The following is a 23,119-nucleotide window of genomic DNA, read 5'->3' as shown; positions in this document are numbered from 1 at the left end:
ATGGGTTTTATTGGTTCGATTCTTGTCCTAGCTTTTTTGGTGTTTTTTCATGAATTAGGACATTTTTTAGCTGCAAAGCTTTTTGGAGTAAAGGTTGAGGCTTTTAGTATTGGTTTTGGAAGTCAAAAACTATGGAAAAAGCAAATTGGGGAAACTGAATACTCTTTGCGACCTATTCCGCTTGGTGGCTTTGTTCAGCTCAAAGGGCAAAGCGACATTGATCCCAAGAATCGTAATTATGACAAAGATAGTCTTTATGGGATTGCTGCGTATAAGAGATTAATTATTTTGGCAGCAGGATCGTTTTTTAATCTTTTTTTGGCTTTTTTGCTTTATATAACTATTGCGTTAATAGGGCAAAATGAGTTAGCTCCTATTATCGGAAAAGTGCAAGAAGACATGCCTGCAAGTAAGGCTGGTTTGCAAGCAGGTGATGAGATTATTGCCATTAATGGAGAAAGTATTAAGACTTGGGATAAGCTAAATAGGGTGGTAGAATCTTCTGCGGGTGTATTGGAGATTACTTTTGTGCGTGATTTACAAACACAAAATACAACTTTAATTCCTAAGCTTGGGCAGAGTAAAAATATTTTTGGCGAGGAAATTTCACGCCCCCTAATTGGCATCATTGCAGCTAATGAAATACGCAAAATTTCATATTCTCCACTTGAGAGTATTTCTTATGCCTTCTCTCAAACTCTCCAAGCTAGCACCCTTATTTTGCAAGGTTTAGAGAAAATTATTTTTGGAGTTGTGCCTTTTAGTGAAGTAGGAGGGGTTGTTTCAATTGTCTCTATTACTAAAAAGGCAACGGAGTTAGGAATTGTTACCCTTTTAACTTTCACAGCTTTAATATCTGTGAATTTGGGAATCTTAAATCTTTTGCCTATTCCGGCATTAGATGGGGGGCATATTGTTTTTACTCTTTATGAGATGATAACCAAAAAGATTCCAAGTCTTAATGCTATCTATCGTTTAACACTAGCAGGTTGGGTTATTTTATTTGGGCTTATGGGGCTTGGATTATACAATGATGTTGTTCGTATTATAAATGGAACCATGCCTTTTTAAAGGAAAGTGATGCAAGATTTTAAAGAAAATTTAATTAACGCTATTGAAAAAATAGAAAAAGCTAGAATTGCAGTTGATAGACATAGGATTGTGAGGCTTGTTGCGGTGAGCAAATATTCTACCACTCAGGAAATACAAGCTTTGTATGAATGTGGACAAAGGGCTTTTGGGGAAAATAAAGTGCAAGATTTAACTCAAAAATCTAGCACTTTAGAATTACTACCGCTAGAGTGGCATTTTATTGGCAATCTCCAAAGCAATAAAATTAATGCACTTTTAAAGTTAAAACCTTTTATGTTCCATAGTTTGCATTCTTTGGATTTAGCCAAACAACTTCAAAAGAAATTAGAGCAAGAAGATATCCATTTAAAGACACTCTTGCAAATCAATAGCGCTAAAGAATCTACCAAAAGTGGTGTTATGCCCGAAGAAGCAATAGAAATTTATCATCAAATTTTAGAAGAATGTCCTAATATTAAACTTTGTGGGCTAATGAGTATTGGAGCGCATTCAGAAGACCATCGGTTAATCCAAAAAAGCTTTGAGATAACACAGGCTTTATTTGAAAAACTTCAAAGTTTTGGTGCTAATACTTTAAGTATGGGAATGAGTGGAGATTTTGAATTAGCAATTCAATGTGGAAGCAATTGCGTGAGACTTGGAAGCACTCTTTTTAAATAAAGAGTAAGAAAATATATTTAAACGCCCCAGAAAGTCTCTTTTAAATTATCGTAGTTAAAATTTATAATAACACTCCATTATTTTTTGTTGCGATTCTACAATTGTTTTTTGCCAATTTATTTTGTGATTTGCAAGATATTGGTTGATTTTGCAAAAAGATTCCAAAATTTTGATATTTAATTGGGTAGATTTATGGGAAAATTCTAATCAAGGGTATTATTTATTGGGAAATTGATAAAATTTTTTAAGTGGCTAGGGTATAATTATAATAAAGAATAAAGGGGCTTATAATGTCTATTCAATTAAAAGAATCAAGCAATTTTATTAATCGTGAATTATCTTGGTTGCGGTTTAATACACGTGTTTTGAGTGAAGCGCAAAACCCAAATAATCCGCTTTTGGAGCGTTTAAAATTTATCGCAATTTATGGGACAAATTTAGATGAATTTTATATGGTGAGAGTGGCTGGATTAAAGCGACTTTATGCTGCTAGAATCACAGAAAGTGGGGCAGATAGGCTTACGCCAAAAGAGCAATTAGAGGAGATTCGAGGCTATCTCAAAAAAGAAAAAAAACTTTTAGAAACATGTTATTTTGAAATCAAAGAATCCTTAAATAAGCTTGGGCTTTGCATTAAAACTTATAAAGAAACAAACAAAGAGCAACAAAAACAATTGCAAGATTATTTTATGAATCATCTTTATCCTATTGTTGTTCCTATCGCGGTTGATGCAACACACCCTTTTCCACATTTGAATAATCTTAGTTATGTGTTAGCACTCAAACTCCAAAGCCTTGATAATCCCAATGAAATTAAATTTGGAATGACGCGCATTTCAAGAATGCTTCCTGGATTTATTAAGCTAGGAGACACTTATGTGCTAACAGATAGTGTTGTGGCTGAATTTACTAGTGAGTTATTTCCTGGATTTTCGGTGCTTAGTTGGACAGCTTTTAGAGTTACAAGAAATGCTGATATGGAAATTGAGGAAGAAGAGGGTGATGACTTCATGGCGCTAATGACAGAGGGATTGAAATCAAGGCGTAAAGGAGAAATTATTCGATTAGAAATTGCTAAAACCAAAGATGAAGAATTAAAGCGTTTTATTACTAATTATATTCCTGTTTCTAGTGAAGATATTTATGAATGTGAGTTACCGATGAATTCTAATATTCTGTGGGAAATTGTAGGAAACAAGAATTTTGCACAACTCACCTTTCCAAATTATACACCAAAGATTCTGCCTCCACTTGATCCTAATGCCAATATTTTTTCGATTTTAGATACTCAAGATGTGTTATCTTTTCAGCCTTATGAGAGTTTTGATCCTGTGGTGAATTTTATCCAAAGTGCCGCAAAAGATCCTGATGTATTTTCGATTCGCATGACACTTTATCGTGTGGGCAAAAATTCACCCATAGTTAAAGCGCTAATTGAAGCGGCTGAAAATGGCAAACAAGTAACAGCATTAGTGGAGCTAAAGGCGCGTTTTGATGAGGAAAATAATTTGCATTGGGCTAAGGCATTAGAAGGGGCAGGTGCGCATGTGATTTATGGAGTCCCTGGGCTAAAAGTGCATGCTAAGATTGCTTTAGTGATAAAAAGCATAGGTAAAGAATTGCGTGAATATGTGCATTTAAGCACAGGAAATTACAATACAAGCAGTGCAAAAATTTACACAGATATTAGTTATATGACTTCTAAAAAAGAATTTACGCAAGATGCGACGAAATTTTTTCATAATCTTTCTGGTTTTTCTCATAAATCAAGGCTTAATACGCTACTTGCAGCACCTTTGCAAATTAAGCCCAAAATTATAGAACTCATTGAAAATGAAGCCAAAAAAGGAAGTGAAGGGAGAATTATCTTAAAAGCAAACTCTATTGTGGATACCGATGTGATTGTGGCGCTTTATAAGGCTTCTAATGCAGGTGTAAAGATTGATTTGATTGTGAGAGGGATTTGTTGTTTGAAGCCAAAGGTAAAAGGAGTGAGTGAAAATATCCGTGTTATCTCTATTGTGGGCAAATATTTAGAACACGCTAGAATCTATTATTTCAAACACGCAAAACCGCAAATTTATTTTGCAAGTGCAGACTTAATGCCAAGGAATTTGGAGCGGAGAGTAGAGCTGATGACGCCTGTTTTTGAAGAAGCTTTGGCAGAGAAACTCTTTGGAATCATTCGCTTACAAAGCGAAGATAACACAAATGCTCACGAATTACAAGAAGATGGAGAATATAAAAAACTAGTTTCTAATGGCAAAAACATTAATAGTCAAAAGATTTTAGAGGATTATACAAACACCACCTATACTTCCTTAAAGCGCGAAGAAGAAGAGATTAAGGCAAAGCGACTAGCAAGGCGTATGTTTAGGGAAAGCTAAGGGGGTCTTATGGAGTTTTTTGAGACTTTAAGAAAAGCAAGAGAAGCAAAAATTTATATGGGGCAGATTCCTCACTCCATAAGGCAGGAATTTTTAAGGGAGTGTGCTAAGGAGCTAGAATCACAATGCAAAATGATTTTGGAGGCTAACCAAAAGGATTTGTCTAAGGCAAAAGAGTTTGGGCTTTCTGCATCTATGTTGGAGCGATTGACGCTAAACCAAGATCGGATTTTAGCAATGGCAAAATCTCTCAAAGAAATTGCAGATTTCCCTGATCCACTTAATAAGATTCTAGGTGGTTTTAGCAATTCAAAGGGTTTGGAGATAGAAAAAGTGAGCGTTCCAATTGGTGTGATTGGGATTATTTATGAATCGCGACCAAATGTTACAAGTGATACAGCAGCGCTTTGTTTTAAAAGTGGAAATGTATGTGTGCTAAGGGGGGGGAAGGAAGCGCAAAATTCAAACAAAGCTATTGTTGAGATTTTTCATAGGGTTTTGGAGAAATTTAAGATTCCTAAAGAAGTGATTATTTTTCTTTCTTGTGAGAGGGAGGAATTAAAAGAGTTATTAGGTGCTAGGGAATATATAGATTTGGTGATTCCGCGTGGTGGGGAAGGATTGATAAAATTTGTAAGTGAGCATTCTAAGATTCCTGTGATTAAGCAAGATAAAGGAGTTTGTCATATTTTTGCTCATTTAAGTTGCAGGGTAGAGCAATCTATTGCTGTGATAGTTAATGCTAAAACTTCGCGCCCTAGTGTGTGCAATGCGTGTGAGACTTTACTTGTGGATTCTGGTTTTGCTAAAAAGTTTTTGCCAAAAGTAGCTAAGGCTTTGAAGCAAGAGGAGACAATCCTTAAGGGTTGCAAAGAATCTTGTGAAATCTTAGCTGAAAATGGAATAGAGTGCGAAGAGATTCCCCTAGAATCTTACCATATTGAATACAATGAAAATATTTTAAACTTAAGAATAGTGCAGGGCTTACAAGGTGCGCTGGAGCATATTAGAGAATTTAGCAGTGGGCATAGCGAGGCAATTTTGTGTGAGGATTATAGTGTAGCAGAGGATTTTTTAAATCAAGTGGATAGTGCTTGTGTGTATGTGAATGCTTCAACAAGATTTAGTGATGGAGGTGAGTTTGGCTACGGGGCGGAGGTAGGGATTTCTACTTCTAAACTCCATGCTAGAGGTCCTATGGGTGTAGAATGTCTTACAAGCTACAAATACAAAATTAGGGGCAATGGGCAAATAAGATAAAGGATTACAAGCCTTGATTTTGTATTATCTCTTGCTCGGTTTGTAAGACTTCTTTAATGAAAACATCAATAAGCTCTGATTCTTTATATTTTCCTACAATTTGACCTTTTTTGATGATTAATCCATCTCCATTGCCAAAAGCAATGGCGACATCTGCGTGTTTGGCTTCTCCTAGCGCATTGACAGCGCAACCCATAACTGAGAGTTGCATAGGAGTTTTGATTTTTGGCATTCTTATTTTAAGTTCTTTTAAGATAGGCACTAAATCAGCTTGTAATCTGCCACAAGTAGGACAAGAAATATAAGTGATTCCCTCTTTTTGTCTTCCGCTATAGCGTAAAATAGAGCGCGCAACTTCTATTTCTTTTTCTAGCTCACCAGTGATAGATACGCGCATTGTATCCCCAATGCCCTCCATTAAAAGTCCTCCTAATGCCATTGAGCTTTTTATCATTGATGACTCTAGATCTCCTGCTTCTGTTACGCCAAGATGAAAGGGATAAGAAACTAAAGGACGCAACATTCGATAGGCTGCCATTGTGCGTTCAACATCACTTGCCTTAAGTGAAACCTTGAGATTGCTAAAGCCAAAATCCTCCAAAAGTTTAATATTATAGAGTGCTGATTCCACCATTCCTTTTGGGGTAGCTCCATATTTATCTTCAAATTGTTTCTCTAAGCTACCAGCATTCACACCAATTCTAATAGGAATATTCCTATCTTTACAAGCCTCAACGACTGCTTTGATTTTTTCTTTTGAACCGATATTTCCAGGGTTTATGCGGATGCAATCCACAGATTGAGCAGCAATGAGTGCAAGTTTATAGCGAAAGTGGATATCGGCAACTAGGGGCAAAGAAATCATGCTTTTAAGCATTTTGAGTGCTTTTGCGTCTTCTTCATCGCTTACAGCTACGCGCACAATATCACAACCAGCAAGTTGCAATTGATCGATTTGATTTTTGGTGGCTTGTAAGTCTGCTGTTTTTGAGAAAGTCATACTTTGCACAGAGATGGGTGCGTCACCACCTATTTTAACTTCTCCAATTTGAATTTGTTTAGTAGGATAGCGTTGTATTTGCATTTTTAGCCTTTATTGTTTTTAGTTTAAGGATTGTTCGTTGATGCAAAGGAGAGATTCTGCTAGGCTTACACTGAGATAGCCTTGTGGATTGCCTTCTTGTGGAATGCTCTTTAGAATATTTTCTAAGCCCATTTCAGTAGCTATTTTTTTAAGCTCTTCATCTTTTCCATAGCACTCAATATAGTATTCAAAACTTTCTTTCCAATTGATATTTTGGGAGCCTTGATAGGCGTTTTGAATAAATTCGTTGAGATAGGCAATTTTTAAAATAGAAGCAATTTTATCTTGCCAACATTTAATATTAAGGTATTCTTTTAAGGTGTCTATTACGCCTTTACCATCTCCATTGGATGCAAAACCAAAGGCAATTTTGCTTTTGGCTTTAAAATCATCATAGAGTATTTTGTATTCCAACATAGAGTGTAACTCAAAATGTTCCTCTGCCATTTCAAAGGCTTTTGAAAGTTGTTTGGAAGTGCAATATTGAGAAAATTCTTGTTTGAGCTGGATGAGTTTGGATTTTTCATTAGCAATATTCCTAAATGGAAACATTGCATTAAGTAGTTTGCAAACTTCAAGTGCTTTATGAAGTTCATTTTGATTTTCTAAAGCACTAATTCGTTGCATGATTTGATTGCCTACAAGTAAGGCGCTTTTGTAGCTTCTGGTCGCTTGTAAAAATGGGAATTTTTCACAAATTTTGAAATATTCTATAAAATTTTTAGCTTTAAACTCCTTATCGGCTTGAAGGAATTTATCAACATTTTTTAAAAGAGTGGAAATAACTTCTTTTTTAGCCTGAACATTAGCAAAAGGCTTGAGTAATTCTTTGACTTTCTGAATATTGAGTTGTGCATCTTGTGCTAATAGTTTTTTGGCTAGTTCAAAGCTTTTTTCCCATAACTTTTCAAGCTGAGCATAAGCCATTGTGTCTTTCAAGTGTGGATATTGTTTGGCGAGATGATAAGCTTCAGTATAGTTTTTTTCTTCAATTAAATCCATAAATTGTGCAACACTAGCCTTTTGGCGTAAATAATAATCAAATTCTTCTTTTTTGCTGTTATCATGCATAAAGGGCTCTATTAGACTTTGTGCTTCTTGTAATCTATCTTTAGCGAGTAGATCGATAGCTTCAAGTAATTTATCTTGCCAGAGTGAATCAAGCTTTTCTTTGTATTGGGGCAAAGTTTGGAGAAAAATATTTTTTTCTTTGATGAGTTTAAGGCAGGAACGCAAATCATCATTGGCAAGATATTCCAACATTTCTTCTTTTGCAAGATCAATTTGAGCAATCTCAATTGTGCCATTAGAGTAACCTATATATAACAGATTTTTATCTAAAAAAAGCGAGGTTGCACCAGTGTATTCCGATGGGATAGTGTCAATGATTGCGTTATCGCTAATACGAGCCAATCTTAATGGATTATATTTTCCTCCAATAACAGCAAACTCTTCCCCAGGTAGTTTTTGGCAGGTTGTAAGCCAAGAATCTTGTAAAATATTTTGGCAAAGATATTCTTGCTTGTAGATATCATAAGTAAAAATTCCACCCCTAGTGACGCAAAATAATTTAGTATTGTCATCATAAAAAAAGGCATCTTCCACAACAAAATCGGTTTTAAAATCTATAATTTTTGTGTTTTTTAAGATGTTAAAAACCATAGCGGTTTTGCCAAAACAAGTACTAAAAATAAGTGTTTCACATTCACTAAATGCAATAGATGAAATATAATCGGGGAAGGGTGGCAAACTGAGAAGTAAATGATAATTTTCTCCTGTATAAATAAGCACTCTACCATCTTCGCCACCGGTGGCAAGATAGTTATCATCATAGGAAAAGGTAATTTTAGAAATTTCAAGCTTTTGCCAAGTAAGTGCTGTAATAGGTGTAATTTTTGGCTTAGTCTTTAAAACAATGCCTTTGGAGGTTGAAGTAAAACCAGTTACAACTCTTCCGTTTTTGTGGGAAATAGCAACGGATTTACTAAAAGGATGTAAAGGTTCCCTATCTTTTGAGAGTTGCAGGGTTTGGTTAATGACTTTATCTTGAATAGAAAAAGTAACGATATTATAGAAGTTATCTGCACAAATAATACAATCCTCATCAGTAGCGATTCCTAAAACACTACCAATAAGTCTTAATTTACTTTGTAATGGAAACATAAAGCCTCCTTTAAGAATCCAAATAATCTTTGGAAATTTGAATTATTATACTTTTTTATCCCTAAATGATAGCTTTTAGAGTCTAGATTTATTTTTCTATAACTAAAATATGTTAAAATTCCGCCGACCCTTTCATCTAGTGGCCAAGGATAATGCCCTTTCACGGCAGTAACGGAAGTTCAAATCTTCCAAGGGTCGCCAATTACTCATTCCCCTTGAATTTTTCCATTGTTATATTGGTGCTTGAATTAATATCTTTTCGTTTTAATACCTTAAAAAAGGTAAGATAAAGAATCTTTAAATCCAATCCAAAGCTAATGTTTTTAACATAATACACATCAAGTCTAAATTTTTCTTCCCAGGAGATAGCATTGCGACCATTGACTTGAGCCCAACCTGTGATACCGGGTTTGACTTCGTGGCGTCTAGCTTGTTCTTTGTTATAAAGCTTTAAGTATTCAACAAGGAGTGGGCGTGGTCCTACAAAACTCATTTCTCCCTTTAAAACATTAAAAAGTTGTGGGAGTTCATCAAGGCTGCTTTTGCGAATAAATTTACCAAATCCTTTTAATCTTAATTCATCACTAAGCAATTGTCCCTTGGAATCTCTTTGATTGCTCATTGTGCGAAACTTATAGATTTTAAAGATTTTTCCATTTAGCCCTGGTCGCTCTTGTATGAAAAAAATAGGCGAACCAAGTTTTAATCTAATTAATAGGGCAACTATTAAAATAATTGGCGAAAAAAGAATAATCAAAAATAAAGCTAATAAAAAATCCAAGATTGGCTTAATGAAATGTGGATACATTTTTTACCTCTTTATACAGCTGAAGATAGGATTTTACAATAGATTCCACGCCAAATTCCTCGCAAATTTTTTTGCGGCTATTTTTTCCAAATTCTTTTCTTAAAGATTCATTTTGTGAGAGTTGGATAAGTTTTTCAAAGAGAATTTGACTATCTCCAATAGGAACTAAAAATCCATTGTATCCATTACTAACAACTTCCTTGCAACCAACGGCATTAGTGGTGATGATAGGCTTTGCCATACTGCCTGCTTCTAAAAGTGTGCGCGGAATCCCTTCTCTATAGCTTGGAAGCACGAAAATATCGCAAATTCCAATAAGCTCTTTAATATCTTGTCTTTCACCCAAATAATGCACTTGTTTTTGATTTTCTAAAAATTCTTGATCTATAGGCGAGATATTTCCTGTGTCAATCCCGCCCACATATAAAAAGTGTAACTTTAAGTTTGCTTCTTTTGCTAAGTTTGCTGCTGCATAATATTCTTTTATGCCTTTGTGTAAAATTGCCCTTGCTATCATCAAGACTACAAGTGAATCTTGAGGGATTTTTAGGCTTTGGAGCAACACTTGATTTTTGGGTAGTGGAGAGAAAAATTCTGTGTCAATTCCAGAGCCTTTTATGAGAATGGTTTTTTTGCGTGGCACTAAGCCTTTTTTGACATAAAGTTCCAAATCATCTTGATTTTGAAAAAGCACCTTTTTAGCAATTTTAAAAGCAAAGAAATTTAGCCTTTCAATTAAGATTTTAAGCAAAAAAGTTTTTGGGGTTTTTTGGATATAAAAACTCCCTAATCCCGTGAGTGAATTAATCACATAAGGAATCTTGGCAATTTTTGCAGCAAAAGATCCATAAATATTTGGCTTTAGCATAAAAGTGTGGAGAATATCTGGTTTTTCTTTTTTGAGAATTTCTGCAATATTTTGAATAGTCTTTAGAGCTTTAAAGGGATTAAGACTGCTGCGCTCTATAGAATAATTAATAGCAGTAATTTGGTGCTTGGCAAATTGTGAGAAATATTCTCCTTTGGGAGTAAGGGCTAAGACTTCATGCCCTGCTTTCACCAAGGCAATCATTACAGGAAGCCTAAAGCGATAGAGATTTGAATCGGTGTGCGAGAGAAAGAGAATTTTCAAGGAATTCCTTATTGAAATAATGAAATATGGCTGAAATTATACCATTTTTATTTTTTATGTTTTTTGTTGTGTTATAATTTTGGTTTAAGTTTTGGATAAGGTGTTATAAGTGGAAGATGAATTTATAAATGAGGATGAAGACTTTTTGAATAAAGCCAATCAAGAATCGGTTGTTCAAAAAGTTTGCCAGAATATTGATTCAAACAATGGTGCAATTAAAGAGCTAAAAAATAGACAAGCAAGTGTTATGTTAGAGACAACTAGCAAAATGATTTTAGATAAAAGTGGGCTGGTGCATACAGGCAATCTTTATTCTAGCGCTGCTTATAGCGCCTTATTGGCAGTGAATAATCCCAATGCTATCATTATTGGAGTGGAGATGAAGTTTTTAGCTCCCATTGAGCTTGGAAATGAAGTGCTCTTTAAAGCACAATGTTTGCAAGAAGACACTAAAAAGCGAGAAGTGAAAGTTGAAGGATTTGTGCTTGATATTAAAATTTTTGATGCAATGTTTTCTGTTGCGGTGTTTGATAAGCATATTTTAAGTCTTCATATTACCAAAGAAATGGAAAAAAGGATGGAATAAATGCGAGTGGATTTGCATAATCATACTAGTCTTTGTAAGCATGCTAGTGGCACTATGGAAGAGTATATTCAAAAAGCCATAAAAGAAAAAATAGATATTTTTGGTTTTTCTTGTCATAATCCTATGGAGTTTGATAAGCAATATCGTATGGATTTTGCAGAATTACCTTTTTATCTGCAACAAATAGAAGAATTAAGAGCAAAATATGCTCCGCAAATTTCTATTAAAATGGCTTTGGAGATTGACTTTTTGCCTCATCTTTTAGATGAGAGAATCTTGAGTTTGCCTTTAGATTATCGTATTGGAGCGGTGCATTTTTTAGGGAATTGGGGATTTGATAATCCTGAGTTTATTCGCGAATATGCAAAGCGCGATATTAATGCTTGTTGGGAGCAATATTTTGAGACTACTAAGCAGATGGCGATGAGTGGTAAATTTGATATTGTTGCACATATGGATTTATTAAAGATTTTTAATTATCGCCCCACAAAAGACTTGCGCAAAACTATAGAATCAACCCTTAAAGCTATTAAAAAAGCCAATATGGCAGTGGAAATTAATGCTGCAGGACTGCGTAAAGAAGTCAAGGAGCAATACCCTTCTAGGGAAATTTTGGAGATGTGTTATGGGCTTGATATTCCTATTGTTTTTAGCAGTGATGCGCATGCCATAGAGCAAGTTGGGTTTGCAAGAGAAGCTCTGGAAACTTTAGCAAGAGAAGTAGGCTATACAAAATGTGCGATTTACACAGCACGCGATAGGGAGTTGGTGGAGTTTTAAGAAGAATTATTAATTTTTTTTAATGGCTTTAGTAGGTTTATGAATGACTCATTTGGGTTTTTTGTTCAGTTTTGTAAAGCCAAATAAATACTTCCACGACAGCTTTGTAAAGTTCAGGTGGAATTTCCTCATCAATTTCTAAATGAATAAGCGAATCTACTAAAGCCTTGCTTTGAAAAAGTGGAATATCGTATTCTTTAGCCTTTTCAATAATTTTTTGGGCGATTAGTCCTTCACCTTTAGCTAAGACTTTTGGAGCGCGGTGTTTGTTTTGTTCGTAAGCTAGAGCAACGGCTTTTTGAGAAAGTGGTAAAGGCATTTTAATAGCTCCCTAGGATTCTATCAACTTTTTCCCAAGTAAGATTAGAATCTTTTTTGTTGGATAAGAAATGCTGCACCATTCTTGCAAACATATCTGTTTCAATATTCACTTTTGTTCCGACACTATATTGCCCAAAGAGGGTGTTTTGGATTGTATGTGGAATGAGCGTAAGGCGTAGTGAATCATCTAAAACTTCATTAATAGTAAGACTAATTCCATTAATTGCAATACTACCTTTAGGGACACAAAGCGCTAAAATATCACGATTGGTGGTGATAAAAAAATCAATACCAATGGCATGTGGAATGATTTTAATAATTTTTCCTATCCCATCTATATGCCCTTGCACCAAATGCCCATCAAGTCTATCTTGTAATCTTAAAGCAGGTTCAATATGCACTAAGCCTTGATAGGATTCTAAAGCAATATGTGATTGTGTCTCTTCACTTAATTCTACACTAAAGCCATTGTTAAAAATTTCTATAGCCGTTAAACAAGCGCCATTAACTGCTATGCTATCTCCGATTTTTGGGCGGTGTTTTGCTTTGAGTGTGAGAATATTTTGTTGGAATCCAAGCACTTCCCCAAACTCTCTAACTAAGCCTGTAAACATTTATATTCCTTAATTTAAGCCAAGTTCTATTAAAATTTTCAGAATTGTAACAAAAAATAAGGAATATTTTATGCAACTTTGCGATACACATTGTCATTTGGATGATAAAAGATTTAAAGAGGATTTTGAAGCTATTTTAGATCGTGCTAGAAATGCTGGAATCACTCGCTTTATTATTCCAGCAGCGCATCCAGAGGATTTGAGTAGAGCGTGTGAGTTAGCCCATAAATATGAAGAAGTTTATTTTGCAAGTGGGTTGCATCCAAATTATGCCTATTTGTATGATGAGAATTTTTTGAAGCAGTTTTTGGAAGATGAGAAATGTATTGCAGTGGGTGAGTGTGGGCTTGATTATTATTGCTTAGAAGAAGCACTAGCGCAATCAAGGCTAGGGAGTATTGAGGAGTTAAAACAAATTCAAAAGAAGGTTTTTATTGCACAAATTCAATTGGCTATTGTTTATAAAAAGCCTTTAATTGTTCATATTAGAGATGCTTCAGCAGATAGTTTAGAGATTTTGCGAACCTATTGTAATGAATTAGTAGGCGGAGTTTTGCATTGCTTTAATGCAGATTTTCAGCTCCTTAGCCTTGCTCAAAAAGGCTTTTATTATGGAATTGGAGGGGTTTTGACTTTTAAAAATGCTAGAAAGTTAGTGGAAATTTTGCCTAAAATCCCAGTAGAATCGTTACTTTTGGAAACAGATGCGCCTTATCTTACGCCTCATCCACATAGGGGCAAGAGAAATGAACCTTCTTATATTCCTCTTGTATTAGAAAAAATGAGTGAGATTTTAAATCTCTCCAAAGAGAGTTTGGCGGGGATAATCAATCAAAACACTAAAACACTTTTTGGGATTTAAGTTTTAATCCACCTTTTAGTAGGGTGATTTTAGAGAGTTAATATTTTTCGCACTCTTTAAACATTGCCTCAAATTCCTTTTGTGCTTTTTGAATAAATTCTTTGTTTTTTAGAATTGCTAATGTTTCATAATTAGTTTCAAAGGCGCTCTTAGACCAATTTGCCGATCCTAGAATTAAATGTTTATCATCTATAATAGCCATTTTGCTATGCATTAGTCCATTATATTTTCCATTTTGTGAGCGTTTGCCCTCCAAAAAGCAAGTTTGTATATTTTTAAGTTTAGCAAGGTAGCCAATGGTGGAGTGATTATTTTTTTGATTGGACTTTTTATCATAAATAATTCGCACTTGCACACCCTTTTTGGCAGTATCTCGGATAGCTTTGCTAATTTCGCGATTTGTGAAGCTATAAATGGCAATATCAAGGGTATTTTGAGCGCTTTTTATTGTGTTAATTAGTTGTTTGATTGCTTGATTTTGCTCCTGTGGCATAAAATAAAGCGATTGTGCAAAAGCAGGGAGTGAAAGCATAAAGCAAAAGTAAAAAATACAGAAAAGTTTGTTAAACATTAAAATTTCCTTGTGAATCTTAAGATAAAAGTTGTTAAAATTTTGAAATTTTAGCAAATTCTTTCATTGCAAAAAATTAAAAAGAATGGAGCGCTTTTTCAAATGAAAATATACCTAGTAAATAAAAATCCAATGATTACTAAGCTCGCCTCGCTTAGTATTTCAAAAATTGGTTTAGAGATGGTTGAGACACAAGAGATTGATGTGACTATGCAAGTAGATGTGCTTTTATTGGATGATGAGTGCTACCAACAAGATGAATTTGAGCAATATAAACAAGCCAATTCGGAGACTAAAGCGATCTTGCTTTATGCTAAATCAACACAAAGAGTAGAAGGGTTTGATGCGTATATTCAAAAACCTTTTTTGCCTACAGAGCTTGTGAAGACTTTGTCGGAAGTTTGTGGAATAGAGACGCTTGATGAAGCAAAAATAGAAGAAAACACAAAAGAAGAAATTAAAGAGGTAAAGCAAGATGAAGAATTGTTAGATTTGGGAGATTTGGACTTGGAGGCTGATTTGGAGACTAATTCATCAGATGAGCTGAATGCAAATGTATTAGATGAAAGAGATATTGAAGAAGTTAAGCAATTGTTTGCTGATGCAGATAGTAAAAATGAAGATTTTGAAGAAATAATTGACTTAAATCAAAAGGAAGAAGTTTTAAATAAAGATATTGGGCAAGAGCTGGAAATAGTAGAGAATCAGCAAGAACAAGATGGGATAGAGCTACCACAAGATGACTTAGGAAAAAGCTTTGAGGATTTGGAGCTTGATAGAGCTCAAAATGAAGATTTAGAAGAACTAGAGAAAAGCGATAAGATAGAAAATACAGAGACTTTTGAGACTGCAGAATTACCACAAGAAGCAGATTTTGATGCTTTATTGGAAAATTTACAAAAAAGTGATGATGAGAGTAAGGAAATTGCAGATAACGCAGTGAATAATCAGGTAAATTGGGAAGTAGAAGGGGAGCTAGAAACGCAACCTTTAGAAAACAATGAAATACCACAGGTGGATATTGGATTAGAATCTCAAGAATCTCAAGAATCTCAAGAATCTCAAGAATCTCAAGAATCTCAAGAATCTCAAGAAACTCAAGAAACTCAAGAAACTCAAGAAACTCAAGAAACTCAAGAAACTCAAGAAACTCAAGAAACTCAAGAAACTCAAGAATCAGCAGAATCAGCAGAATCAGCAGAATCAGCAGAATCAGCAGAATCAGCAGAATCAGCCCCCGCGGATATTTCAGAATATCTTGAAGTAGAAGATTTGAAAGAAACAGAAGACTTAGGGGAATTTGATTCTCTAAGCTTAGAAGCAATGAGTGAGGCTTTAGGTGAGCCTATTGCAAAAGAACCTAATATAGCATCTATTGTGCCAAAAGAAGAAGCCAAAGAAGTAGCTTTGCCAAGTAATGTGCAAATTAATTCGTTAGATTCATTGATAGGTGCTTTGCAGACTTTGCAAACACAGAGTTTAAAAGAGCTTTTAAGTGGCGCTACCATTAATATTAGCATTCAATTTCCTAAAAAAGAAGATTAAATGGAAGAAATTAAACTAAAAGGAGCCATTTTAATTTTATCAGGACCAAGTGGAGCTGGTAAGAGTTCGCTTTATAAGGCTTTAGCAAAAGAATTTCCAAGGCATTATTTTTCAATTTCATCTACAACAAGAGAAAAGCGAAAAGGCGAAGAAGAGGGTGTCCATTATCATTTTATTTCTAAAGAGGAGTTTCAAAAAAACATTCAAGAGAATAATTTTTTAGAATGGGCTTTGGTGCATGGGAATTATTATGGCACTTCTAAAATGCCTATTTTAGAAGCCTTAGAGCAGGGCAAGTTGGTCATTTTTGATGTAGATGTGCAGGGGCAAGAAAATATCAAAAAAGCTTTTCCTAATCATACAACAAGTGTTTTTGTAACTACCAATAGCAAAAAGATTTTAGAAGAGCGTTTGGGAGTTAGAGGGAGTGATGAGAATGAAATCATTAAAAGGCGTTTAGAAAATGCAGCAGGAGAGGTCAAAAAGCTTGATAAATTTGATTATTTAGTAATAAATGAAAATTTAGAAGAATCAGCTAAAACTTTGGTTTGCATTGCTAAAGTGGCTTTTTGTAGGGCAAGTTTGTATCCCATTGATTTGGTAATGCAAAAATGGGAACAATGAAGTTTTTAGAATCTTTAAGTAAGCATAAGTGGTAATTTGTCACATTAATTTTCAAAAAGTAGGAAGGATTTTTTATGCCAAAACGAAATGATATTAAAACTATTTTACTCATCGGTTCAGGACCCATTGTCATTGGACAAGCGTGTGAGTTCGATTATTCTGGCACACAAGCAGCCAAAACACTCAAAAAGCTTGGCTATCGCGTGGTGCTTATAAACTCTAATCCTGCAACCATTATGACTGATCCAAATCTTGCTGATCGCACCTATATCGAACCTATTACCGAAGAAGTGATTGCCAATATTATCAAACAAGAAAAAGTTGATGCTATTTTGCCTACTATGGGTGGGCAAACCGCACTAAATGTCGCGATGAGTATGTATGAAAAAGGTATGCTAGAGGGCGTAAAGTTTTTGGGTGCAAATCCTAGTGCGATTAAAAAGGGTGAAGATAGACAGGCTTTCAAAGAAGCAATGCTAAAAATCGGTATGGATTTACCAAAATCTCGCTATGCCTACACCATAGAAGAAGCACTTGAAGCAGCCAGAGAAATAGGATTCCCACTTATTATTCGTGCAAGTTTTACCCTTGCTGGTGGCGGTAGTGGCGTGGCATATAATATTGATGAATTTAAAACGCTTGCACAAAATGGCTTAGATACAAGCCCAATTAGTGAAATTTTGATTGAAGAATCGCTACTTGGTTGGAAAGAGTTTGAAATGGAAGTAATACGCGATAAAAGCGATAACTGCATTATCGTGTGTAGCATAGAAAATTTAGATCCTATGGGTGTGCATACAGGAGATTCTATCACGATCGCCCCTGCTCTTACACTTACAGACAAAGAATACCAACGAATGCGTGATGCAAGTTTTAAAATCTTGCGAGAAATTGGGGTAGATACAGGCGGAAGCAATGTGCAATTTGCTATCAATCCAAAAACCGGTAGAATGACGGTTATTGAGATGAATCCACGCGTTTCTAGAAGCTCTGCTCTAGCCTCCAAAGCCACAGGCTATCCAATTGCCAAAGTTGCGACATTGCTTGCGGTAGGCTATACACTTGATGAAATTAAAAACGACATCACAGGCACACCTGCGAGTTTTGAACCTAGCATTGATTATATTGTAACAAAAATCCCACGCTTTACCTTTGAAAAATTCCCACAAGCAGATTCAACACTCACCACCTCTATGAAATCCATTGGGGAAGTTATGGCAATTGGCGTGAGCTTCAAAGAATCCTTGCAAAAAGCCCTCTGTAGCTTAGAGACAGGAATCTTTGGATTTAATCCAATCAGCAACGATCTAAGCGAGATTCAAAGGGAAGTGCGTCGCCCAAATGCTCATAGGCTTTTGTATATTGCAGAGGCATTACGTAATGATATAAGCGTGGAAGAAATTCATGAATGGTGCAAAATCGATCCATATTTCTTACACCAAATTGCAGAAATTATTGCATTAGAGAAGCAAATCTCTTTTGAATCCTTGCAAGATTCAGAGTTTTTAGCACTCACCAAGCAATATGGCTTTAGCGATAAAATGTTGGCATTCCTCATCAATAAAAATGAGGGCTTAGAATTACGAGAAGAAGACATATATGCATTGCGACAAAGATTGCAAGTGCAGTTACATTATAATGAAGTAGATACCTGTGCGGCAGAATTTAGCACACAAACAGCGTATTTGTATGGCACAATGCCTTTTAACGCACAATCCTTTGTAGATTCTAACCCACAAGACAATCTAGACCAAAATGCACAAAAAAAAGTTTTAATTATCGGTGGCGGACCAAATCGAATCGGTCAAGGCATTGAGTTTGATTATTGTTGCGTGCATGCAAGTTTTGCCCTCAAAGATATGGGCATACAAAGCATTATGTATAACTGCAATCCAGAGACGGTAAGCACAGACTATGATACAAGTGATGTCTTGTATTTTGAACCCATTACCTTTGAATGTGTGCGTAGCGTGATTGAAAAAGAAAAGCCTGATGGCGTGATTGTGCATTTTGGCGGACAAACACCACTCAAACTCGCCAAAAAGCTAACAACCATTGGGGCAAAAATCATTGGAACGAGTGCAAAAACAATTGATATCGCAGAAGATAGAGAGAAATTTGCAAAATTTGTAGAAGAAAATGGACTTTTACAGCCTAAAAACGGTACAGCTTTTACCAAAGAAGAAGCAATAGAAATCGCACAAAATATTGGATTCCCTGTGCTTGTTCGTCCAAGCTATGTGCTTGGAGGTCGTGCTATGCGAATTGTTTATAATGTAGTAGAATTAAAAAACTATATGAGTGAGGCAGTGAGTGTAAGTGAAGATTCTCCAGTGCTAATTGACAAGTTTTTAAATAATGCTTTAGAGCTTGATGTAGATACGATTTGTGATGGCAAGGATGTTTATATTGCAGGTATTATGCAACATATTGAAGAAGCAGGGATACATAGTGGTGATTCGGCGTGTTCGATTCCAACTATTAGCATTTCTAAAGAAAAAATAAAAGAGATTGAAGAAACGACAGCTAAAATTGCTAAGAATCTTGGCGTGGTTGGGCTTATGAATACCCAATATGCAATTTTTGAAGGAACACTTTATTTGATTGAAGTTAATCCTAGAGCCTCACGCACCGTGCCTTTTGTATCCAAAGCCACAGGGATTCCATTAGCTAAAGTCGCAACTCATGTGATGATTAATAAAGACTTAAAAGCCGCTTTAAAGTTTTATGATGAGCATAAAAAAGTAGAGTTTAAAGATGGATTATATAAGCCCAAAAAGCCAAAGCACATTGCAGTCAAAGAATCGGTGTTTCCTTTTAGTAAGTTAAGTGGAGCAGTTATGGTTTTGGGTCCAGAGATGCGATCTACAGGGGAAGTTATGGGAATTAGTGAGAGTTTTGGAGTAAGCTTTGCTAAAAGCCAAATGGCAAGTAAGAATCCTATTCCTACTGGGGGTAAGGTGTTTATTTCTCTAAGAAGTCTTGATAAGTCTCAAGCAGGTGATCTAGCAAGAGAGCTTGAAGGGCTTGGATTTGAAATTTGTGCAACAAAAGGGACTTCTCAAGAGATTCGCAAACAAGGTATTGCTTGTGAGGAGGCGCTAAAAATTAGTGAAGGGCGCCCTAATATCGGAGATATGCTTGCAAATGGCGAGATTGCTTTGGCAATTAATACTAGCGATGAAGCTTCTAGCAAAGATGATACTGATAAGATTCGCACTCAAGTTTTGCGCAATAATGTCCCTTATTTTACAACTATTGAAGCAGCAAGGGTGGCTATTAGCGCTATTAGTGAGATTAAAAAGATTAATCCAAATCTTACAAAGCCACTCCAAGACTATTTAAGTGAGTAGGTGTGTTTAGCGATTGTGTATTTTTAGCACAAAGCGACACAACCGCTGGTTTGTTGTGTTTGGATTTTAAAAGGTTAAATGCCAAAAAAGGAAGGCAATCTAGTCAAAAAGTTATTTTAACGCTAGGGAGTTTTCAAAAGCTTAAAGAGTTGGTGCGGATTCCACAAAAATATAAAAAAATAATTCGCAATAGTCCTAAAACTACCTTTATTTATAGGGGTAAAAATAGACTAGTTGATCATTCTTTGGGGATTAGGGTGGTAAGAGATTCTTTGCATAGTGAATTTTTGTGTTTTTTTCCTTATTTGTATTCCACTTCTGCAAATCCCCATAAGCAAAATTTTGATTTAGAGTTTGCTTTGAAGAGTGCTGATGTTTGGGTGATTGATAAACGAGGTTTTACATCCTCTAAGGCTTCAAGAATATTTAGAGTAGGGAATGATAATCTAAGGATTGTGAGGTAAAATGAAAATTTCTAGCCTAATTGCTTCTTTGTTGGTGAGTGTTTGTTTGGTGTTTTTGTTATTTTGTATTTTTTGGGCAGCAATTTTTGCAAATTATATTAATTATTATGGAATTAGAGAATTCTTTAATCCTTTCTTTGGCAATGTTTTTAATCCCTTTGTTTTTGTTTTAATGGTTTTGGGGTTTGGGATTGCATTTATTATTCCTTTGCTTGGGAGTATTGCGCGGATTTTTTATGTGGTGTTATTATTTTTGTGTTTGATTTTATTTGTGCCTATTTTGGGAAATAAAACAGGGGAAATCATATTATCTAGCAATAAAGTGATACAGATTAATGGAGCGGAGAGTAGAGTGTATAGTCTTTATGAAAATAGATTCTATATTTTTTATTTAAAAGATCCATTAAATGGAAAAGAGACTTTAGAAGAGAGAAAGAAAAAAATAGCTTATTATGAAAAGCCAGAATCTTAGCTTTCCAAAATAAAAGGTGTGTCTTGATAAACCGAAAAGTTCAACCAATTTGAAAACATGACACTTGCGCTAGATCGCCAAGAGAGTATGGGATTTTCTTGAGAATCAAAGTAGTTGAAAGGTTTGTGAATGGATAATCCCTTTTTTAAATCCCTCTGATATTCAGATTCTAAAGTGTTTTTAGAGTATTCTGGGTGTCCTAAGATAAAGAAATCTTTGTTGTCTTTAAGGGCAGTGATTCCACTTTCTTTTCCTTGTAATAAAACCTTTAGATTAGGATTTGTCGCAACTTGAGATTCGTTGATGCCTGAATGCCTAGAATGAGGAATTTTTACTATTTCATCTAAACCATTGAGTAACAAATCTTTTTCTACCCAAAAATGCTCAAAGACACCAAAAAGTTTTTCTTTAAGAGGTATTTTTTGTATTTTATGAAAGTGATAAAGCCCTGCCATCGCTCCCCAACACAAATACAAAGTGCTAGTGCAATTATGCTTTAAATAATCCATAATCGCTACTAATTCTCTCCAATATTTTACTTGCTCAAATTCTAAATGTTCAATTGGAGCACCTGTAACGATAGCTCCATCAAAGTTTTTATGTTTAATTGAATCAAAATTAACATAGAATTTATCCAAATGTGATTTTGGAGTATTTTTGCCTATATAGGTGGCAGTGGAAAGCAGAGTGATATTGACTTGCAAGGGGGAGTTTGCAAGGAGGGCTAGAATCTGATTTTCAGTTTCTATTTTAACGGGCATAAGATTAATGATTAAAACTTCCAAAGGGCGAATATCTTGTGATTTTGCCCTTTTTTGACCCATAATAAAAGCGTGTTCTTTGAGAGCTTTGAAGGCAGGAATATCTTCTGGAATAATGAGTGGCATATTTATCCTTTATTTTTCTAAAGCTTGTTTTAAATCAGCGATTAAATCAAGCGGTGATTCTAATCCGATGCTTAAGCGGATTGTAGCAGGTGTGATTCCTGCTAAATCAAGCTCTTTTTGGCTTAATTGTGAATGTGTGGTTGAAGCAGGATGGATAATGAGAGATTTAGAATCTCCGATATTAGCAACAATAGCAAAAAGTTCTAGAGCATTGCAGATTTTTTGTGCTTCTTCAAAACTTTCTGATTCAAAGCTAATAAGTCCGCTGCATTGGTTGTTGGTAAAATATTTATTCACAAGGTGATGATAGGGATTGTTGCTTAATGCAGGATAATTAACGCTTTTGACTTTTGGGTGAGATTCTAGGAATTTTGCCACTTCTAGTGCATTGGCGCTATGTTTTTGGATTCTTAATTCAAGAGTTTCTAATCCTTGTAATATAATCCATGCATTTTGTGGAGAGAGTGTTGCTCCGATATTTCTTAGCCATTCTGTAATAAGGCGAATAGAGAAAATAGGTAAAGGAAGTGAGGCATACACAAGCCCGTGATAACTTTCATCTGGAGTATTGAAAGGTAGATAGCGAGGATTGTCTTTAATGAGTTCATTAAGTCCATTACGCTCAATAACCGCTCCACCTAATGCACTGCCTTGCCCATTCACATATTTGCTAAGGCTATAAACAGCAATATCAACACCATAATCAAAGGGTTTGTGTAAAAATGCAGTGGCAACAGTGTTATCGCAAACGCTTACAATCCCGTGAGCTTTGGCAATTTTTGTGATTTTTTCTGCATCAGCAATAGCTATTTGTGGATTGGAAAGACTTTCAAAAAAGATAGCTTTTGTTTTTGAATCAATAACTTTTTCTAAAGTGTTGTCAATATCATCAATATCAAAAACTCTTGCTTCAATCCCAAATCTTTTGAGTGTATGCACTAATAAGGTTTGTGTGCCTCCATAGATTTTGTTTGAAAATGCGATATTATCGCCATTTTGCGCTAGATTAACAAGCGCATAAAAAATAGCCGCACTTCCACTTGAAGTCGGGACGCCAAAGGCTCCTCCCTCAATCGCAGCTAATCTAGCGCCTAAAATATCTGTGGTTGGGTTAGTAAGGCGTGAATAGATATTACCAAGCTCTTGAAGCCCAAATCGTGCGGCTGCTTGTTGCAAACTCTCAAAACTATAAGCGGTATTTTGGTAAATAGGAATACTAAGCGTCCTTTGAGAATCATAAGTGTATCCAGCATGAAGCGCAAGAGTTTCTTGTGAAAAATTATTATGTGTTAAATTTGGCATTTTTTATCCTTTTAAAGTTTTATTGTTTTGGTGAAATATTAGCATAAAATATTTAAATACATATTGTATATAAAATAAAATTGCAAAAATATATTTTTTTGTTACTAAATTACTCAAGATTAATAAATTTTTGCTCAATTTAATCATAAAAA

The 23,119-nt window shown here is 35.1% G+C and carries 21 protein-coding genes and 1 tRNA gene; 13 read left to right on the top strand and 9 right to left on the bottom strand.

Going from position 1 to position 23,119, the window contains the following annotated elements:
- The 4 genes from rseP (at position 1) to CCY98_RS04330 (ending at position 5,399) form a co-directional block, all read left to right on the top strand.
- Positions 1-1,071: an RIP metalloprotease RseP gene (gene rseP, locus CCY98_RS04345; RefSeq protein ID WP_112057367.1), complete on the top strand. Its 1,071-nt coding sequence runs from the start codon at positions 1-3 to the stop codon at positions 1,069-1,071.
- A 9-nt stretch (positions 1,072-1,080) separates the two neighbouring features.
- A complete protein-coding gene (locus CCY98_RS04340; protein WP_112057366.1) occupies positions 1,081-1,752 on the top strand; it encodes a YggS family pyridoxal phosphate-dependent enzyme in 672 nt (223 codons plus the stop codon).
- 290 nt (positions 1,753-2,042) lie between these two features.
- Positions 2,043-4,139 (top strand): RNA degradosome polyphosphate kinase, encoded by a 2,097-nt coding sequence (locus tag CCY98_RS04335; protein WP_112057365.1) that lies wholly within the window; start codon positions 2,043-2,045, stop codon positions 4,137-4,139.
- A gap of 9 nt (positions 4,140-4,148) precedes the next feature.
- On the top strand, positions 4,149-5,399 hold the full coding sequence (locus tag CCY98_RS04330) for a glutamate-5-semialdehyde dehydrogenase (RefSeq protein ID WP_112057364.1): 1,251 nt from the start codon (positions 4,149-4,151) through the stop codon (positions 5,397-5,399).
- A gap of 4 nt (positions 5,400-5,403) precedes the next feature.
- On the opposite strand, the gene ispG is transcribed toward CCY98_RS04330, so the two are convergent.
- On the bottom strand, positions 5,404-6,483 hold the full coding sequence (gene ispG / locus CCY98_RS04325) for a flavodoxin-dependent (E)-4-hydroxy-3-methylbut-2-enyl-diphosphate synthase (protein WP_112057363.1): 1,080 nt from the start codon (positions 6,481-6,483) through the stop codon (positions 5,404-5,406).
- 18 nt (positions 6,484-6,501) lie between these two features.
- On the bottom strand, positions 6,502-8,646 hold the full coding sequence (locus tag CCY98_RS04320) for a WD40 repeat domain-containing protein (protein ID WP_112057362.1): 2,145 nt from the start codon (positions 8,644-8,646) through the stop codon (positions 6,502-6,504).
- 125 nt (positions 8,647-8,771) lie between these two features.
- Between CCY98_RS04320 and CCY98_RS04315 the strand changes: the two genes are divergently transcribed.
- Positions 8,772-8,847 (top strand) — tRNA-Glu (locus CCY98_RS04315).
- Between the two features lies 1 nt (position 8,848).
- Here the strand turns inward: CCY98_RS04315 and pglC are convergent.
- Positions 8,849-9,454: an undecaprenyl phosphate N,N'-diacetylbacillosamine 1-phosphate transferase gene (gene pglC / locus CCY98_RS04310; RefSeq protein WP_112057361.1), complete on the bottom strand. Its 606-nt coding sequence runs from the start codon at positions 9,452-9,454 to the stop codon at positions 8,849-8,851.
- Positions 9,435-10,586, bottom strand: a complete 1,152-nt coding sequence (locus CCY98_RS04305; RefSeq protein WP_112057360.1) for a glycosyltransferase family 4 protein — start codon at positions 10,584-10,586, stop codon at positions 9,435-9,437. Before CCY98_RS04305 ends, pglC begins: the two co-directional genes overlap by 20 nt.
- A gap of 109 nt (positions 10,587-10,695) precedes the next feature.
- Here CCY98_RS04305 and CCY98_RS04300 point away from each other — a divergent pair, with 109 nt between their 5' ends.
- On the top strand, positions 10,696-11,172 hold the full coding sequence (locus CCY98_RS04300) for a hypothetical protein (RefSeq protein ID WP_112057359.1): 477 nt from the start codon (positions 10,696-10,698) through the stop codon (positions 11,170-11,172).
- Complete coding sequence (locus CCY98_RS04295) at positions 11,173-11,952, top strand: histidinol-phosphatase (protein WP_112057358.1); 780 nt, start codon at positions 11,173-11,175, stop codon at positions 11,950-11,952.
- Between the two features lie 37 nt (positions 11,953-11,989).
- Here CCY98_RS04295 and CCY98_RS04290 read toward each other — a convergent pair whose 3' ends face one another.
- Complete coding sequence (locus CCY98_RS04290) at positions 11,990-12,271, bottom strand: EscU/YscU/HrcU family type III secretion system export apparatus switch protein (protein WP_112057357.1); 282 nt, start codon at positions 12,269-12,271, stop codon at positions 11,990-11,992.
- 1 nt (position 12,272) lies between these two features.
- A complete protein-coding gene (gene ribE / locus CCY98_RS04285; protein ID WP_112057356.1) occupies positions 12,273-12,887 on the bottom strand; it encodes a riboflavin synthase in 615 nt (204 codons plus the stop codon).
- A 70-nt stretch (positions 12,888-12,957) separates the two neighbouring features.
- On the opposite strand from ribE, the gene CCY98_RS04280 reads away from it, so the two are divergent.
- Complete coding sequence (locus tag CCY98_RS04280; protein WP_112057355.1) at positions 12,958-13,749, top strand: TatD family hydrolase; 792 nt, start codon at positions 12,958-12,960, stop codon at positions 13,747-13,749.
- Positions 13,750-13,786: 37 nt separating this feature from the next.
- On the opposite strand, the gene CCY98_RS04275 is transcribed toward CCY98_RS04280, so the two are convergent.
- A complete protein-coding gene (locus CCY98_RS04275; protein WP_112057354.1) occupies positions 13,787-14,320 on the bottom strand; it encodes a phospholipase D-like domain-containing protein in 534 nt (177 codons plus the stop codon).
- Between the two features lie 102 nt (positions 14,321-14,422).
- Here CCY98_RS04275 and CCY98_RS04270 point away from each other — a divergent pair, with 102 nt between their 5' ends.
- The 5 genes from CCY98_RS04270 to CCY98_RS04250 all read left to right on the top strand — a co-directional run bounded on the left by CCY98_RS04270 (position 14,423) and on the right by CCY98_RS04250 (position 20,778).
- The gene (locus CCY98_RS04270; RefSeq protein ID WP_112057353.1) at positions 14,423-15,865 is read left to right on the top strand and encodes a hypothetical protein; all 1,443 of its coding nucleotides are present in this window, start codon (positions 14,423-14,425) and stop codon (positions 15,863-15,865) included.
- Positions 15,866-16,489 carry a guanylate kinase gene (gmk, locus tag CCY98_RS04265; protein WP_112057352.1) on the top strand — a complete coding sequence of 208 codons (624 nt, stop codon included), beginning with the start codon at positions 15,866-15,868 and terminating at the stop codon, positions 16,487-16,489.
- A 74-nt stretch (positions 16,490-16,563) separates the two neighbouring features.
- Entirely contained in the window at positions 16,564-19,842 is a 3,279-nt protein-coding gene (gene carB / locus CCY98_RS04260) for a carbamoyl-phosphate synthase large subunit (RefSeq protein ID WP_112057351.1), read from the top strand.
- A 2-nt stretch (positions 19,843-19,844) separates the two neighbouring features.
- On the top strand, positions 19,845-20,306 hold the full coding sequence (locus CCY98_RS04255; RefSeq protein WP_112057350.1) for a Sua5/YciO/YrdC/YwlC family protein: 462 nt from the start codon (positions 19,845-19,847) through the stop codon (positions 20,304-20,306).
- A 1-nt stretch (position 20,307) separates the two neighbouring features.
- Positions 20,308-20,778, top strand: a complete 471-nt coding sequence (locus CCY98_RS04250) for a hypothetical protein (RefSeq protein ID WP_112057349.1) — start codon at positions 20,308-20,310, stop codon at positions 20,776-20,778.
- Here the strand turns inward: CCY98_RS04250 and metA are convergent.
- The gene (gene metA, locus CCY98_RS04245; RefSeq protein ID WP_112057348.1) at positions 20,775-21,665 is read right to left on the bottom strand and encodes a homoserine O-succinyltransferase; all 891 of its coding nucleotides are present in this window, start codon (positions 21,663-21,665) and stop codon (positions 20,775-20,777) included. The two genes, CCY98_RS04250 and metA, sit on opposite strands and share 4 nt — an antisense overlap.
- A 9-nt stretch (positions 21,666-21,674) precedes the next feature.
- Positions 21,675-22,967 (bottom strand): aminotransferase class I/II-fold pyridoxal phosphate-dependent enzyme, encoded by a 1,293-nt coding sequence (locus CCY98_RS04240; RefSeq protein WP_112057347.1) that lies wholly within the window; start codon positions 22,965-22,967, stop codon positions 21,675-21,677.
- Positions 22,968-23,119 lie beyond the last annotated feature (152 nt).

Origin of the sequence: Helicobacter sp. 11-8110 (assembly GCF_003288905.1) — a bacterium.
Classification (GTDB): Bacteria; Campylobacterota; Campylobacteria; order Campylobacterales; family Helicobacteraceae; genus Helicobacter_D; species Helicobacter_D colisuis.
Note: the sequence above shows the minus strand (reverse complement) of the source record. Positions and strands in the feature narration are given on the sequence as shown.